This window comes from Micromonospora sp. NBC_01638, from assembly GCF_045209745.1.
Taxonomy (GTDB): domain Bacteria; phylum Actinomycetota; class Actinomycetes; order Mycobacteriales; family Micromonosporaceae; genus Micromonospora.
The window spans coordinates 6,204,841-6,219,843 of the sequence record NZ_CP109273.1 but is presented as its reverse complement, the minus strand read 5'-3'; the positions used below and the strand labels follow the sequence as shown (position 1 = coordinate 6,219,843).

The window sequence follows — 15,003 nt, the reverse complement described above, 5'->3', positions numbered from 1 at the left end:
CCGATGCCGCATGCCAACGCCCTGTACGGGCCGCTCGACCCGGCGCCCGACGCCGGTTACGTGGACGCGCCGCCGCGGATGGGGTTCTTCACCGACACCAGCGTCTGCATCGGCTGCAAGGCCTGCGAGGTCGCGTGCAAGGAGTGGAACGGCGTCCCGCAGAGTGGCCTCGACCTGCTCGGCATGTCGTACGACAACACCGGTGCGTTGACCGCGAACTCGTGGCGGCACGTCGCGTTCGTGGAGCAACCCCGTCCTTCCGGCAGCTCGCCAGCGGCGGCAGCCCGGATGTCGGGCGGGCCGGAATTCCTCGGGATGCCGGGTGCACAGCCGCCGGGTCGGGGCACCGGCGTCGAGGAGCGCACCGATTTCCGCTGGCTGATGATGTCGGACGTGTGCAAGCACTGCACGCATGCGGCCTGTCTGGACGTCTGTCCGACGGGTTCGCTGTTCCGGACGGAGTTCGGGACGGTGGTGGTGCAGGAGGACATCTGCAACGGCTGTGGCTACTGCATCTCCGCCTGCCCCTACGGCGTGATTGATCAGCGTAAGGATGACGGGCGGGCGTGGAAGTGCACGCTGTGCTACGACCGGCTCGGCGCGGGCCAGACTCCGGCGTGCGCCCAGGCGTGCCCGACCGAGTCGATCCAGTACGGCCCGCTGGACGAGTTGCGGGAGCGCGCCGCCGCACGGGTGGAGGTCCTGCATGAGCGGGGAGTTCCCGAGGCGCGGCTGTACGGGCACGACCCGAATGATGGTGTGGGTGGTGACGGTGCGTTCTTCCTGCTGCTGGACGAGCCGGAGGTGTACGGGCTGCCACCGGATCCGGTCGTGACCACGCGGGACCTGCCGGCCATGTGGAAGCGCGCCGGCCTGGCGGCGATGACGATGGCCGTCGCCACGGCGGTCGCGTTCCTGGGCAGGCGGCAATGACTGACGCGACGCGCCACCGACGGCTTGGCAGGCGGGGCGGCGACGGCGGCGAGCAGCTCACCGTGCCGCCCGCCGACTTCGCCTCCTATTACGGCCGGCCGGTCCTCAAACCGCCCGTGTGGAAGCACGACATCGCCGGCTACCTGTTCACCGGGGGCCTCGCCGCCGGAAGTGCGCTGATCGGCGCGGGCGCCCAACTGACCGGACGACCCGGGCTGCGCAAGGTGAGCCGCTGGGCTGCCCTCGGCGGCGTCGCCGCCAGCACATACCTGCTGGTCCACGACCTCGGGCGGCCGGACCGCTTCCACCACATGCTCCGGGTGGCCAAGCTGACCTCGCCGATGTCGGTCGGCACCTGGATCCTCGCCGCGTTCGGGCCGCTGGCCGGCGTGGCTGCGGTCGCCGAGCTCGCGCCACTGCTTCCGCAGCACGGTGCGCTCGGCCTCGCCCGCCGGATCGCACCGCCCATCGGCACCGTCGCCGGCCTGGCCGCCGCGGCCACCGCGCCGGCGCTGGCCACGTACACCGGGGTGCTGCTCGCCGACACGGCCGTACCGTCCTGGCACGACGCGTACCCGTCGTTGCCGTTCGTCTTTGCCGGCAGCGCGCTCGCCGCCGCGGCCGGGGTCGGACTGATCGCGGCACCGGCCGCGGAGACCGCCCCACTGCGACGACTCGTCCTGGCCGCCGCGGCCATCGAGTTGGGCGGAGGGCACTGGTTGGAGCGGCAGGGACTGACCGCCGAGCCCTACACGCGCGGACGCAGCGGCCGGCTGGTCAAGGCGGGGCGCGCCCTGCTCGTCGTGGGCACCGCCGCGGCGCTGGTCAGCCGAAAAAGCCGGGTCCTGTCGGCGATCTCCGGCGCGGCCCTCGTGGCATCGTCCGTCGCCACCCGGTTCGGCGTCTTCGAAGCCGGAAGGGTCTCGGCACGCGATCCGAAGTACACGGTCGTGCCACAACGGGAGCGGCTCGATCAGAACGGCTCGGCGGCCTTCCGTCAGCCCTGAGCGACTCGGCGCGCGGCCGGGCCGCAGCTCGACTACCCGCCCAGCCCAGGTCCGGACGACATCAGCCGGTGAACAGCTTCGCGGCGGTGATGGCGGTCTGGACGATGCCGTATCCCAGTAGCGCCGCGACCAGCAGCCACGACAACCAGAGTCGCCCGGTCTGGCTACCGACGTGCTCGGGCGTCGGGGGCATGCTCTCCGGGCCGAGGGCGACCGGATCGGTGATACTGGCGCGCGCCACGGGAGACGTTGGTCCCCGGTCGGGTTCGTGGAACCGCTCGGGCACGGGACGGACCAGCAGGTTCGCGATGAACCCGATGGCGAGGATGCCGACCATGGTGAACAGCGCGGGCCGGTACGCCGACGCGGTGAGGGTGCCGGGCTTGCCCTGCATGTCGAGGATCCTGTTGACGATCAACGGCCCGGCGATGCCCGCGGCCGACCACGCGGTCAGGATTCGGCCGTGGATGGCGCCGACCTGGAAGGTGCCGAACAGGTCGCGCAGGTAGGCGGGCATGGTGGCGAAGCCACCGCCGTAGAAGGAGATGATGGCGGCGGCGATCAGCACAAAGAGCGCCGTCGCGGAGTAGCCGGCCACGGCGAGCAGTGCGTAGAGGATCATGCCGAGACCGAGGTAGATCATGTAGATGGGCTTGCGGCCGATGACGTCGGACGTCGTCGACCAGACGAACCGCCCAGCCATGTTGAACAGCGACAGCACCCCCACGAAACCGGCCGCCGCCGACACCGAGACGGCGGTGGACCCGTTGTCCCGGAAGAAGTCCTGGATCATCGGGCTGGCCTGCTCCAGGATGCCGATGCCCGCGGTGACGTTGCAGAACAGCACGATCCACAGCAGCCAGAACGACCGGGTGCGCACGGCGTTCGACACGGACACGCTCGCCCTTGTCACCAGAGGCCGGGCAGCGACGCTCGCGGGGTCGAACCCGGCGGGCCGCCAGTCCGGCGGGGGGACCCGGACGTTGAAGGGGCCGAACATCATGATGACGAAGTACCCGATGCCGAACGTGATGAAGAGCCCCACGAGGGCATGTCCCGACGCCACGGCAGCAGGGTTGGCGGGGTTGTAGTTGCGGTCGTAGAGGGAGAGCAGTTGACGTGCGAGGGGGCCGGCGACCAGGGCGCCGCCGCCGAAACCCATGATGGCCAGCCCGGTGGCAAGACCGGGCCGGTCCGGGAACCACTTGATCAGGGTGGAGACGGGCGAGATGTAGCCGATGCCGAGCCCGATGCCGCCGATGACGCCGTATCCGAGGTAGAGGAGCCAGAGTTGGTGGGTCGCGATGCCCAGCGCGCCGACCAGGAACCCGACGGCCCAGAAGCAGGCGGAGAGGAACATCGCCCGGCGCGGTCCGTTCCGCTCCACCCACCTGCCACCCACGGCCGCGGACGAACCCAGCATGACGATGGCGATACTGAAGATCGCCCCGATCGCTGTCTGGCTGGTGTCGAAATGCGCGATGAGGGAGTTCTTGTAGACGCTCGTCGCGTAGACCTGGCCAATGCACACGTGCACGGCCAGTGCCGCGGTCGGGATGAGCCAGCGGCTGTATCCCGGGGGAGCGACCGTGTGCCGAGGGTTGAAGACCGACAGCATGGGCATCGTCCGCACCTCCTGCGGCTGGAAACGCCAACAGCGGTGCAGAGCTGTCCGCCCCGACAGTTGGCCGAGCGGCGCCGCCACGGTGGCGGCCCGGCGCGCGTCTGGCTGTAGCCGCTGACCGGCTGTACCTCACGTTACGTGGCAACGGGTTCGCACCTTGTCGGTACCGGAAAACGTGGAGACGAAGACGTCGGCTCGCCCCGCGGCGCAGCGGCAGCGGCAGCGGCAGCGGCAGCGGCTTCTCCTCGCCGGCCGCGAAAATGTGCGGCTCAGGCTCGTTCGACCCGTGCCTGCTGGTGATCGGTCAGCCGGAGCCCCACACCTCGAACGACATCGATGGTGGCCCCGGTGCCGAGGTTGTTCAGCTTGCGGCGCAGCCGCTTCACCAGCGACTGCACGTCCGCCTTGCGTTCCCGCCCCTCGTCACCCCACACCGACCGGTGTAACTCCGCGTAGCTCCAGACCCGGGCCGGCTCGGTGATCAGGCAGGTCAGCAGGTCGTGTTCCAGTCGGGTGAGGTCGGCTTCGCGGCCCCCGCAGCGTGCGCTGGACCGGCCTGAGTCGATCACCAGGGCGGCGGCGGGCGCCGGGGCGGCGGCGGGCGCCGGGGCGGCGGCCACCTGCTGCGGAGCAGCGATCAGTCGGCGTAGCTCGTCGAGGTCGGCCACCAGCAGCAGCGGTGCGATGCCGTCGAGGAGCTCCGCGAGCCTGATGCGTTCGGCCGGCGACGGGGTCACCGCGATCAGCAGTGGGAACGGCTCGTCGACCGGATCACCCCTGTTCGACGTCGCCTCGTCGTCTTCGGCCACAGCACCGCCCGGGATCGATGGGCATCCCTGCCCAGCTCTCGTCATGGTCCTGACAATGATTGGCAAGCGCGCCGCCAGCAGGGCAACTCTTAGCGACAAGTTGCTCACGGCAAGTTCTTGATCGTCCGTTCCTCTCGATCATAGTGTCCACTCGGGCAACCGGCGTGACCCGCGCGGTGCATGGGGAGGCATGGAGGGGTTTGTCCGCTCGGTTCCATCGAGGCGAACCTTCCGCATCTCCACTGTGGCCCGTCACACCCTGGGTCGTTCTGAGGGAGGCGGCACCAATGTTCAGACGTCCACAATGGCAACGCGCAGCCAGATCACTGGTGAGCGCCGGAGCGGCGACGATCCTCGCCGCGACATGCTTGGCCACCATCGGCTCCGGCGCGCAGGCCGCGCCGGGCGGCGCAGTGGGGGCGGGCGCCCCCACGGGGGACAAGATCCGACCGGAGCTCGCGAAGCAACTCCAGGCCAAGAGTGAAGGGGACTTCTGGATCCGGTTCAAGGACCGGGCGGACCTCAGCAAGGCCAGTGCCATCAAGGACTGGTCGAAGCGTGGCACGGCGGTTGCGGACGCTCTGCGTACGACCGCCGCCGCGAGCCAGGGCAAGATTCGGGCCGACCTCGACAGCTCGGGCGCGAAGTACCAGACCTTCTGGGCCACCAACGCGATCAAGGTGAGCAGCGGCTCGCTGGCGATGGCCCAGAAGTTTGCCGACCACCCGGAGGTCGAGGGCCTCTACGCCCCGGTTGCCTACAAGGTGCCCGAGACCACCAAGGGCACCGACGAGAAGACCGTGAACGCCCTCGAGTGGGGCATCGCCAACATCAACGCCGACGACGTCTGGTCCCAGCACGGCGTCAAGGGCGAGGGCGTCACCATCGCGAACATCGACACCGGGGTCCAGTTCAACCACCCGGCGCTGGTGAACTCCTATCGGGGCAACAACGGTGACGGGACGTTCGACCACAACTACAACTGGTTCAACGCCGCCGACAGCTGCGCGGCCGCACCCTGTGACAACGATGGCCACGGTACGCACACGATGGGCACCATGGCCGGCTCCGACGGCGCGAACCAGATCGGTGTCGCCCCCGGGGTGAAGTGGATCGCGGCGAACGGTTGCTGCCCCAGCGACGCCGCTCTGGTCGAGTCCGGTCAGTGGATGCTTGAGCCGACCGACCTGAACGGCCAGAACCCGGACGCGAGCAAGCGGCCGAACGTCATCAACAACTCCTGGGGCACCCGGGACCCGTCCAACGAGCCCTTCATGGAGGACGTGACGCTGGCCTGGGCGGCGTCGGGCATCTTCGGGGTCTGGTCCAACGGCAACAGCGGGCCGGCCTGCCAGACCAGCGGCTCGCCGGGCAGCCTCGTCAGCAACTACTCGACCGGCGCGTACGACGTCAACAACAACGTCGCCGGCTTCTCCTCCCGTGGTGCCGGGCAGAACGGCGAGATCAAGCCGAATATCTCGGCGCCTGGCGTGAACGTCCGGTCGAGCATTCCGGGCAACGCCTACGGCAGCATCAGCGGCACCTCGATGGCCGCACCGCACCTCGCGGGTGCGATCGCGTTGCTGTATTCGGCGGCTCCGTCGCTCGTCGGCGACATCGACGCGACCCGCGCGCTGCTCAACGGCGCCGCGGTCGACAAGGCCGACAGCCAGTGTGGTGGCACCGCGGCCGACAACAACGTCTACGGCGAAGGCCGGCTGGACGCCCTCGCACTGCTCAACGCCGCCCCGACCGGCGACATCGGCACCCTGGCCGGCACGGTCACCGACGCGACCACCGGTGCCCCGATCGCCGGCGCGACCCTGACGCTCACCGGCCCGACCGCGCGTGAGCTGACCACCGGTGCCGACGGCAGGTACTCCACCCAGCTCTCCACCGGTGACTACCAGGTCGCCGTGGCGTCGTTCGGGTATGCCAACACCACGAAGTCGGCAACGGTCGCCAAGGCGGCGACCACGACGCTCAACGTCGCGCTGACGCCGGTGCCGAGTGTCAACGTCACCGGAGCGGTCACCGACGGCTCCGGCCACGGCTGGCCGTTGTACGCGAAGGTGACCGTGTCCGGCGGGTCCGGCGTCTACGACTACACCACGCCGTCGAACGGCCGCTACAGCCTCAAGCTGCCGGCCGGGCAGACGTACACCCTGACGTACGCGTCGCAGTACCCGGGCTACCAGACCGTCACCAAGCAGGTCGTGGTCGGCTCGGGCAACGTCACCGCCAACGTCGCCGTGCCGGTGAACACCACCTCCTGCACCACCGCGCCCGGATACGCGTTCGGCTCCGACGGTGAGTACGAGACGTTCGACGGCACGACCACGCCGGCCGGCTGGACTGTCGTGGACAACGCGGGCAGCGGTCAGGTCTGGAAGTTCACCGACGACGGCAAACGGGGCAACCTGACCGGCGGCAGCGGCAACTTCGCGATGATCGACAGTGACGCGTACGGAAGCGGTGGGATCCAGGACAGCTCGCTGGTCAGCCCGGTGGTCAACCTGACCGCCGTCACGGCCCCGGTCATCCGGTTCAACCAGGACTTCAACCAACTGAGCCCCGATCGCGCGGACGTCGACCTCAGCATCGACGGTGGTGCCACCTGGACGAACGTGCTCCGGCAGGCAACGGACGTTCGGGGACCGAAGGTCACCGAGATCCCGATCCCGCAGGCGGCTGGCAAGGCGCAGGTGCAGGTCCGGTTCCGCTACTACAACGCCTCGTGGGAGTGGTGGTGGGAGATCGACAACGTCCTGATCGGCAGCCAGCTCACCTGCGTGCCGGTCGACGGCGGTCTGGTCGTCGGTAACGTCCGCGACAAGAACGACGACAGCTACGTCAACGGTGCGACCGTCACCAGCAAGGACCGGCCCGCTGAGAAGGCCGTCACCGTGGCGACGCCGGACGACCCGGAGCTCGCCGACGGCTTCTACTGGATCTACTCGACGCTGACCGGAGCGCATCCGTTCACCGCGACCGCCAGCACCTACGTCAGCCAGACCAAGCAGGTCGACGTCGAGGCCGACTGGGCCACCGCCGCGAACTTCCAACTCGCGGCCGGTCGCCTGTCGGTGACGCCGACGCAGCTGAGCGCGACGCTCCAGATGCCCAGCGGCAAGGCCAGCAGGACGTTCACGGTGACCAACACCGGCGGCGCGCCGGTCGAGGTCAAGTTCAGTGAGCGTGACAACGGGTTCGAACTCCTCCGGGCGGACGGGTCCAAGATCACCAGGCAGGAGGTACTCGGCTCCAGCGGCGCGCCGGAGCAGCGGCTCACCGTCCCGACGTCGTTCGCCGCCAAGGCGTCCGGCAAGGAGGCCAAGGTCGCCGCCGCTGCGGTCGCCCCGCAGGCGGCACCGTGGACCGGCATCGCCAACTACCCGGCCACGATCATGGACAACCGGGTGGTGAACCTGGACGGCAAGGTGTATTCGCTCGGTGGTGGCGACGGTAGCGCCTCCACCACCAAGAACTACGCCTACGACCCGGCCGCGCAGACCTGGACGGCGATCGCCGACCTTCCCGGCGCCCGCAACGCCCTGACGGTGGGCGTCGTGGACGGGAAGATCATCGCTAGCGGTGGCTGGGCCGACGCCGGTCCGGACTCCGCCACCTGGTCGTACGACCCGGGGGCCAACGCCTGGACGAAGTTGGCCAACAACCCGGCACCGCGGGCTGCGGCCGGTCAGGCCGTCGTCGACGGCAAGCTGTACGCGATCGGTGGCTGCACCACCGCGAGCTGCCTGCCGATGTCGAACAGTGTCGTCCGGTACGACCCGGGCAGTGACACCTGGCAGACGTTGGCCAACTACCCGAAGTCGGTGGCCTTCGCCTCCTGCGGCGGGATCGACGGCATCGTCTACTGCACCGGCGGCAACGACGGTGCCGCCGCGCAGAAGTCCAGCTACGCCTTCGACCCGGGTGCCAACACCTGGACCGCCATCGCCGACGCGCCGACCGACAACTGGGCCAGCTCGTACGCTGTCGCCAACGGCAAGCTCCTCGTCGTCGGTGGTTCGCAGGGTGGGGCCATCAGCAACGCCGGCTTCGCCTTCGACCCGGCCGCCGGCTCGTGGTCCAACCTGCCGAACTCCAACACCGCGCGTTACCGGGGCGGCGCGGCGTGCGGCTTCTACAAGGTCGGCGGCTCGTCCGGCAGCTTCAACGCGGCTGCGGACAGCGAAGCCCTGCCGGGCTTCGAGGGATGTGCCGAGGTGGGGACCGACGTCAGCTGGATGACCATCGACAAGTCGGCGGTCACCCTCGCGCCGGGTGCGAAGGTCACGGTCACCGTCGGACTGACGGCGAACGTGGACCAGCCAGGCACCTACTCCAGCGCGATCGGGATCTCGGAGAACACGCCGTACTCGGTGGCGCCGGTCGCGGTGACCATGACCGTGAACCCCCCGAAGACCTGGGGCAAGCTCATGGGTACGGTCACCGGCACCAGCTGCCAGGGTGCGACCTCGCCGCTCACCGGCGCGGTCGTCCAGGTCGACTCGTGGGCGTCGTCGTTGACCTTCGCAACGGACGCGGAGGGCAGGTACGCCCACTGGTTGGACCGCCGCAACAACCCGCTCACGATGATCGTCGCCAAGGACGGCTGGAAGCCGCAGACCCGTCAGACGAGGATCGACACCGCCACTCCCACAGTGGAGAACTTCGGGTTGGCGCCCATCCGGTGCTGACGCCTGAGCGGTAGCGAAAAAGTCCGGCCCGCCTGGTCACTGACCGGGCGGGCCGGGCCACGTTCGTCGCCGGTCAGACCGGGGCGAGCCGGAAGCCGACGCCACGGACCGCGTGGATCGTCGCCGCGGCGTTCAGCCAGGCGAGTTTGCGGCGTACCCGGCGGACCACCGAGTGCATGTCCGAGCCGCGGCCGAGGTGCCTGTTGCCCCAGACCTTGAGGTGCAGTCGCTCGTAGGTCCAGACCTGGCCGGGTGCGTCGACCAGGCAGAGCAGGAAGTCGTGCTCCAATCGGGTCAGGTCGATCTCCTGGTCGCGCCACCGCAGCACCCGGCGGTCGGAATCGACGGCCAGCTCAGGTGGTGGTGGCGGTGACGTGCTCTGCGCCGCCTCGGCGATCACGGTCTGGGCCGGGGGAGTCACCGTTGCGACGGGGGGCATGTCGGCCACCCCGAGGAACTCCCGTGCTTGGTCGACGTTCGACACGATCAGGAAGGCGTCGCTCGCGCCGAGCAGCCGCGCCAACTGTCGGCGTTGCGCCGGCGATGACGCGATGCCGATGACGAGGGAGGCGAACGGAATCCCCTGCATTCCCCAACCCCTTCCGGTTCCCCAACTCACTCCGGATGGATTTTCGCTACGTCGACCGAAACATCGATCGGCGTCCTGACCCTAGTGGTGGCTGATCTCGGCTGGGTAAAACATAGTCACATGTAAGCATGTGAATTCCATCGCGCCGTCGAGGTTCCTCCGGCCCGCCCGCCGACGAGCACGGTCGCCATGCCCATCGGATCGCCGGACCCCGTCGATCGGCACGCCGCCGACGGGGGCAGCACTAGGCCAGAACGAGGGCTGCCCTCCCGGCGAAGCGGAGGACAGCCCTCGTCAGTGATCGGCTGTGTCAGGCGACCCTGCGTCAGACGACCGAGGCCGGAAACCGTTCCCACACCCGGTGTGCGGCCAGCAACTGCTGCACCGCCGTCAGGGCCTCGGCACCGGAGCCCGCCGTCACGATGCCGGGGGTGCCGGCCACCCCGGCCTGCTCCAACACCGTGACGCCGGCACCCCAGGCACCGACGACCTTGGCGTGCCGCCAGCACTCCTCGACGAGGAGCAGCACGCGGGGATCCACGGCGGCCGGGCGCGGCGTACCGGCCTTGTCATCGCGGGCGGGAATGGCATCCGGTGCGGGTGCCGGCGCTCCGGCCAGCAGGACCGCGTCGAACTCGACCGACCGTCCGGTGGCGAAGGTGCGCTGCACCGGGAGATCCGCCACCATGCCGCCGTGCGGGGCGATCAGCAGCGGCACCATGCCGGCCTCGAACACGGCTCGGCGGACGTCGTTGACGCCATCGAGGTCGCCGTCGGGGTCGACCACGATCCCGATCGTGCGACCGTCACTCGGCCACTCCCGGCCGACCTGCGACAGCGCTGGGCTGGGCGTGACGTCGGCGAGCGGCACGGTCGGTTGCGGAGCGGGCAGACCCAGGCCGGTGGCGACCTCCGCGCACAGCACCGGGTCGATGTTGGCGAGGCTCTGCAGTTGGCGTTCCTTGATCGCCTGGTGGTAGCACTTGCCAAGCTCGAAGGTGTACGCCCGGATGATGTGCTCCTTCTCGACCGGCGACATGCTCAGCCAGAACAGGCGTGCCTGGCTGTAGTGATCGTCGAACGAGGCCGGGTTCGCCCGTACCTTCGGTGCCTGTGCCACCGTCACCGGCACGTCGAGGAACGCGTGCTCGTCGTCGCCGGCGGGGAAGGGGTTGCCGCCGTCGAGCGAGTTCGGTCGGTACGGCGCGACGCCCGCGTGCACGGCGTGCTGGTGGAAGCCGTCCCGCAGCATGTCGTTCACCGCGGCATGTGGGCGGTTGATCGGAATCTGCGAGAAGTTGGGCCCGCCCAGGCGGGTGAGTTGCGTGTCGACGTACGAGAAGAGCCGGCCCTGCAACAGCGGGTCGTTCGTGACGTCGATGCCCGGCGGGAGGTGACCGAGGTGGAACGCGACCTGCTCGGTCTCCGCGAAGAAGTTCGTCGGCGTCCGGTTGAGCACCAGCTTCCCGATGGGCTGCACCTCTGCCAACTCTTCCGGCACGATCTTCGTCGGGTCCAGCAGGTCGATCCCGTCGAAGGTCTCCTCGGGGGTGTCGGGCAGGACCTGGACGCCCAGCTCCCACTCGGGGTACGCGCCGGCCTCGATGGCGTCGTAGAGGTCCCGGCGGTGGAAATCCGGGTCCATCCCGCTGAGCATCTGGGCCTCCTCCCACGTCAGGGAGTGCACACCCAGCTTCGGCTTCCAGTGGAACTTGGCCAGCACCGTCTCCCCGGCCTCGTTGACGAGGCGGAAGGTGTGCACACCGAAGCCCTCCATCGTCCGGTACGAACGCGGGATGCCCCGGTCGGACATGTTCCAGATCGTGTGGTGCTGCGCCTCGGTGTGTAGCGACACGAAGTCCCAGAAGGTGTCGTGGGCGCTCTGCGCCTGCGGGATCTCCCGGTCGGGGTGCGGCTTGGCGGCGTGGATGATGTCGGGGAACTTGATCGCGTCCTGGATGAAGAAGACCGGCATGTTGTTGCCGACCAGGTCGAAGGTGCCCTCGTCGGTGTAGAACTTCGTGGCGAAGCCGCGGGTGTCGCGGACCGTGTCGGCCGACCCGCGCGAACCGAGCACGGTGGAGAACCGCACGAAGACCTCGGTCTCCCGCCCCTTCTTGAGGAAGCCGGCCCTCGTGACCGCCTCGGCGGTGCCGTACGCGGTGAACACACCGTGCGCCCCGGCGCCACGGGCGTGCACCACGCGCTCCGGGATGCGCTCGTGATCGAAATGCGTGATTTTTTCGCGCAGGTGGTGGTCCTGGAGCAGCACCGGGCCGCGCGGGCCGGCCTTCAGCGAGTGGTCGGTGTCGCGCAGCCGCGCCCCCTGCGCGGTTGTGAGGTAGGCGCCCTGCTGGCCGTTCGCGGTCGTCGGTGCGCCGGTTTCCGCGCCGGTCGGCGTACGCGTCTGCGGCGCTCCCTGTTCCGGTTTCGGTGGCAGCGGGTCGTGGGGCGTCGTCGGCTCCTCGACGGTGGGTGGTGCGTTACCCGGTGCGCCGGGGATCTCCGGGTTCAGGGCGTCGGCGATCTTTCCCGAGGCTGTCTTCACGGCGTTCTTGACCGCCTTGGCGGGCTTGCTTGATTCCACTGGACGAACCTCTCCATGGAGCGTGTGCGGGCAGGCAAGTGCGCTGCTACCCCTGGTCAGAGGGTCGAAACACAACTGACCCAGGCGTCCCCGGCCGGGACTGGTGATTTCACCGATGCGTGGACCGGCGGAGCGGTCGAAACTGACACACGTCGATATCCCTCGACTCTAGGGAGTGCCCGACGTGTCGTCACCAACCACCACCCGTCCCCGTTCCGTCGCAGCCCGAGCCACCCGGCTCGCGGTGGCCGCCGTCCTCGTCGCCGGCGGTGTACTGACTGGTTCGCCGGGCGCCGCGCAGGCGGCGGGCCCGTACGAGCGGGGCCCCGCCCCGACCACCGCGATCCTGGAGGCCAGTCGCGGTCCCTTCGCCACGTCCTCACAGAGCGTGTCCGCGCTGAGCGTCACCGGCTTCGGCGGCGGCGTCATCTATTACCCGACCAGCACCAGCGAGGGCACCTTCGGCGCCATCGCCATCTCGCCCGGTTACACCGCGGCCTGGTCCAGCATCAGTTGGCTCGGGCCGAGGCTCGCCTCGCACGGGTTCGTGGTGATCGGCATCGAGACCAACAGTCGGTTGGACCAGCCGAGCAGCCGTGGCCGGCAACTGCTCGCCGCGCTGGACTACCTCACTCAGCGCAGCTCGGTGCGTACGCGGATCGACAGCAGCCGGCTCGCGGTGGCCGGCCACTCCATGGGTGGCGGTGGCAGCCTGGAGGCGGCCTCGTCGCGGCCGTCGTTGCAGGCCGCGGTGCCGCTCGCGCCATGGAACACGGACAAGAACTGGTCCGAGTTGCGGGTGCCGACGCTGATCATCGGTGGCGAGAGCGACACCGTCGCGCCGGTCTCGTCGCACTCGGTGCCGTTCTACAACAGCATCCCGGCCTCCGCCGAGAAGGCGTACCTGGAGCTGAACGGTGCGAGCCACTTCTTCCCGCAGACGACGAACACGCCGACCGCGCGGCAGATGGTGGCCTGGCTGAAGCGGTTCGTCGACGACGACACCCGCTACGAGCAGTTCCTCTGCCCGGGCCCGAGCGGCTCGCAGATCGAGGAATATCGCAACACCTGCCCCAGCGTCTGACCGTGGGTCCGGGGCGGTCGCCGATGGCGGCCGCCCCGTTGGCAGGTGGACGGTGACGGCATCGAAGGGTCTTGACGCGATACCCGAGAAACGTACACTGCGAGTGTAAATAACACCCGCCATGACCGAGGGATGGGTGATGGAGCGCGGCCTTGAATTGCACCACATCGGCGTCAGTTTCGGCGGCCTCACCGCCCTCGACGACGTCTCCCTGCGGGTGCCCCCGAACCGCGTGGTGGGCGTGATCGGGCCCAACGGCGCCGGCAAGACCACGCTGTTCAACGTGATCTGCGGCTTCGTCGCGCCGGAGACGGGTTCGCTCACCCTCGATGGCCGGCCGCTCCGGCCACGGCCGCACCGGCTGACCCGGCTCGGCATCGCCCGGACGTTGCAGGGCACCGGGCTCTTCGCCGGGCTGAGCGTGCTGGAAAACGTGATGACCGGCGCCGCACACACCGCCCGTGCCGGCTTCGTCTCGGCGCTGCTCGGGTTGCCCGCCAGCGACCGCGACGAGCGCCGGCTTCGTCGGCACGCTCTGGACATCCTCGACGACCTGGGGATCGCCGGACATTCCGACGCCGCACCGACCACACTGCCCTTCGCCGTACGCCAGCGGGTGGCGCTGGCCCGTGCACTCGCGGCCCGGCCCCGGCTGCTCCTGCTCGACGAGCCCGCCGGTGGCCTCGGCGCCGACGACATCGCCGAGCTTGCGGACCTGATCCGCCAACTGCCCAAGCGCGATGAGGACCGGTGCGCGGTGCTGCTCGTCGAGCACCACATGGACCTGGTGATGGCCGTCTGTGACGAGCTCGTGGTGCTCGACTTCGGCCGGGTGATCGCCGCCGGCACCCCGGACGAGATCCGCGACGACCCGGCGGTCACGGACGCCTACCTCGGTGCCACCATCGAGGACGCCGCATGAGCGCCCCGGACCTGCTCGTCGTGCGCGGGTTGGTGGCTGGTTACGGTGCCGCGCCTGTGCTGCAGGCCATCGACCTCACCGTCCCGACCGGCACGATCGCCGCGGTCGTCGGCGCCAACGGCGCCGGCAAGACCACCCTGCTGCGCGCGCTCTCCGGCATGATCCGCCCGGCCGCCGGCCAGGTGCTCCTCGCCGGGGAGGACCTACGCGGTACGCCGGTGGAGCAGCTCGTCCGACGCGGCATGGCGCACGTGCCGGAGGGGCGGGGCGTGATCAGCGAGCTGACGGTCGACGAGAACCTGCGGCTCGGCGGGTTGTGGCGGCGTGACCGGGCCGACGCCGGTCGCGCCCTCGACGAGGTCTACCAGCTCTTCGAGCCCCTTGCTCGCCGTCGCCGGCACCTCGGCCACCAGCTTTCCGGCGGTGAGCGGCAGATGCTCGCGCTCGGCCGGGCCCTGGTCGGCCGGCCCCGTCTGCTGTTGCTGGACGAGCCGTCGCTCGGCTTGGCTCCGCGGGTCGTCGCCCGGACCATGGCCCTGCTTCGCCAGCTGCGCGACCGTACCGGCCTGACCGTGTTGCTGGTCGAGCAGAACGTCCGCAGCGCACTCGCCGTCGCCGACCAGGGCGTCGTGATGTCCCTCGGTCGGGTGGTGATCGCTGCCCCGGCGGCGCAACTGGCCGACGACGTCGACCTGCGCCACGCGTACCTCGGTTTCTGACCACCCACCTCGTCCCCCAAAGGGAG

10 protein-coding genes are annotated in these 15,003 nt (G+C 69.7%); 6 read left to right on the top strand and 4 right to left on the bottom strand.

Annotated elements, in window-relative coordinates; all coding sequences use genetic code 11:
* Positions 1-3 precede the first annotated feature (3 nt).
* Both OG811_RS29100 and nrfD read left to right on the top strand, forming a co-directional pair.
* On the top strand, positions 4-933 hold the full coding sequence (locus OG811_RS29100) for a 4Fe-4S dicluster domain-containing protein (RefSeq protein ID WP_406070297.1): 930 nt from the start codon (positions 4-6) through the stop codon (positions 931-933).
* Positions 930-1,940 carry an NrfD/PsrC family molybdoenzyme membrane anchor subunit gene (nrfD, locus tag OG811_RS29095; RefSeq protein ID WP_406070296.1) on the top strand — a complete coding sequence of 337 codons (1,011 nt, stop codon included), beginning with the start codon at positions 930-932 and terminating at the stop codon, positions 1,938-1,940. The genes OG811_RS29100 and nrfD overlap by 4 nt, the downstream gene beginning before the upstream one ends.
* Before the next feature lie 61 nt (positions 1,941-2,001).
* Here the strand turns inward: nrfD and OG811_RS29090 are convergent, their stop codons facing one another.
* Both OG811_RS29090 and OG811_RS29085 read right to left on the bottom strand, forming a co-directional pair.
* Positions 2,002-3,558: an OFA family MFS transporter gene (locus OG811_RS29090; RefSeq protein ID WP_406075968.1), complete on the bottom strand. Its 1,557-nt coding sequence runs from the start codon at positions 3,556-3,558 to the stop codon at positions 2,002-2,004.
* A gap of 275 nt (positions 3,559-3,833) precedes the next feature.
* The gene (locus OG811_RS29085) at positions 3,834-4,373 is read right to left on the bottom strand and encodes a winged helix-turn-helix domain-containing protein (protein WP_406070295.1); all 540 of its coding nucleotides are present in this window, start codon (positions 4,371-4,373) and stop codon (positions 3,834-3,836) included.
* 329 nt (positions 4,374-4,702) lie between these two features.
* On the opposite strand from OG811_RS29085, the gene OG811_RS29080 reads away from it, so the two are divergent.
* Positions 4,703-9,076 carry a S8 family serine peptidase gene (locus OG811_RS29080; protein ID WP_406070293.1) on the top strand — a complete coding sequence of 1,458 codons (4,374 nt, stop codon included), beginning with the start codon at positions 4,703-4,705 and terminating at the stop codon, positions 9,074-9,076.
* A gap of 73 nt (positions 9,077-9,149) precedes the next feature.
* Here OG811_RS29080 and OG811_RS29075 read toward each other — a convergent pair whose 3' ends face one another.
* Together OG811_RS29075 and OG811_RS29070 are read right to left on the bottom strand one after the other, a co-directional pair.
* The gene (locus OG811_RS29075; RefSeq protein ID WP_406070292.1) at positions 9,150-9,665 is read right to left on the bottom strand and encodes a winged helix-turn-helix domain-containing protein; all 516 of its coding nucleotides are present in this window, start codon (positions 9,663-9,665) and stop codon (positions 9,150-9,152) included.
* A 325-nt stretch (positions 9,666-9,990) separates the two neighbouring features.
* On the bottom strand, positions 9,991-12,252 hold the full coding sequence (locus OG811_RS29070) for a catalase (RefSeq protein WP_406070290.1): 2,262 nt from the start codon (positions 12,250-12,252) through the stop codon (positions 9,991-9,993).
* A 184-nt stretch (positions 12,253-12,436) separates the two neighbouring features.
* On the opposite strand from OG811_RS29070, the gene OG811_RS29065 reads away from it, so the two are divergent.
* The 3 genes from OG811_RS29065 (at position 12,437) to OG811_RS29055 (ending at position 14,977) form a co-directional block, all read left to right on the top strand.
* Entirely contained in the window at positions 12,437-13,336 is a 900-nt protein-coding gene (locus OG811_RS29065) for an alpha/beta hydrolase family protein (RefSeq protein WP_406070289.1), read from the top strand.
* Positions 13,337-13,475: 139 nt separating this feature from the next.
* Positions 13,476-14,258, top strand: coding sequence for an ABC transporter ATP-binding protein (locus OG811_RS29060; RefSeq protein WP_406075967.1), 783 nt, complete (start codon positions 13,476-13,478; stop codon positions 14,256-14,258).
* Complete coding sequence (locus tag OG811_RS29055; protein WP_406070287.1) at positions 14,255-14,977, top strand: ABC transporter ATP-binding protein; 723 nt, start codon at positions 14,255-14,257, stop codon at positions 14,975-14,977. The genes OG811_RS29060 and OG811_RS29055 overlap by 4 nt, the downstream gene beginning before the upstream one ends.
* Positions 14,978-15,003: the final 26 nt, after the last annotated feature.

Coding starts and splice junctions, on each gene's coding strand:
- OG811_RS29100 (WP_406070297.1), top strand. CDS start 4: ATGCCGCATGCCAACGCCCTGTACGGGCCGCTCGACCCGGCGCCCGAC.
- nrfD (WP_406070296.1), top strand. CDS start 930: ATGACTGACGCGACGCGCCACCGACGGCTTGGCAGGCGGGGCGGCGAC.
- OG811_RS29090 (WP_406075968.1), bottom strand. CDS start 3,558: ATGCTGTCGGTCTTCAACCCTCGGCACACGGTCGCTCCCCCGGGATAC.
- OG811_RS29075 (WP_406070292.1), bottom strand. CDS start 9,665: ATGCAGGGGATTCCGTTCGCCTCCCTCGTCATCGGCATCGCGTCATCG.
- OG811_RS29060 (WP_406075967.1), top strand. CDS start 13,476: ATGGAGCGCGGCCTTGAATTGCACCACATCGGCGTCAGTTTCGGCGGC.
- OG811_RS29055 (WP_406070287.1), top strand. CDS start 14,255: ATGAGCGCCCCGGACCTGCTCGTCGTGCGCGGGTTGGTGGCTGGTTAC.